We start from the raw sequence: 813 nt of genomic DNA on the forward strand, positions 1-813 counted from the left end.
ATTAAAACCTCTTCTTCTTAACATCTTCTAAGATATTATTAGCTATATCACTTACTGTACTAGAAATAATAGCTGATTCATTAGCAATTTCAACATTATCTTTAGTAGTTTGATCAATTTGAGCTACGCTATCATTGATTTGAGTGATACCTGCAGTTTGTTCTTTAATACTTTCTGCCATATCATTGATAGATTGAACAAGTAAATTAGTATTAGCTTCAATTTCTGATAAAGACTTTTGAGTTCTTTCAGCTAACTTTCTAACTTCATCAGCTACCACTGCAAAGCCTCTACCATGTTCTCCAGCACGAGCTGCTTCAATAGCTGCATTTAAAGCTAAAAGATTGATTTGATCTGCAATATCACCTATAATACCTGTAACATTTTTAATCTCTTCAGATTGAGTGATAACATCACTAGTTTTAACTGAAACATTTTGCATAGAAGAAGTGATCTCTTCTAAAGCTGCTGCAGTTTCTTCTAAAGATTGAGCTTGAGAATTTGAAGAAGTGGTTAAGCTTTGAACAGCAGTTTGTAATTTTCCACTTTCATTAGCTAAAGCATTAGCAAAGTCTGAGCTTTGTTTTAGCATTTTAATGATTTCTTGTCCTAGTGCATTAGTAGTTACCTCTACAGCTCCATTGGCATCTTTTACTTCAGTAGTAAAGTCAAGAGATTTATAGCTATTAAATACTCTTTGAATTTCATTCATATCAGAACCTACTCTAGCTTGTAAAGCATCAAGAAGTCTATTTAGAACATTTTTAAGTTCAATAAGTTGTGGGTTTCTTGGATTAGCAGTGATTCTTGCTG

The 813-nt window shown here is 32.5% G+C and carries 1 protein-coding gene; it reads right to left on the minus strand.

Annotated elements, in window-relative coordinates:
* Position 1: 1 nt before the first annotated feature.
* The coding region (locus AJ889_RS09805; RefSeq protein ID WP_261661007.1) for a methyl-accepting chemotaxis protein at positions 2 to 813 on the minus strand (812 nt) is incomplete at its 5' end.

It is taken from the genome of Campylobacter sp. BCW_6468 (assembly GCF_001762865.1).
GTDB lineage: Bacteria > Campylobacterota > Campylobacteria > Campylobacterales > Campylobacteraceae > Campylobacter_D > Campylobacter_D jejuni.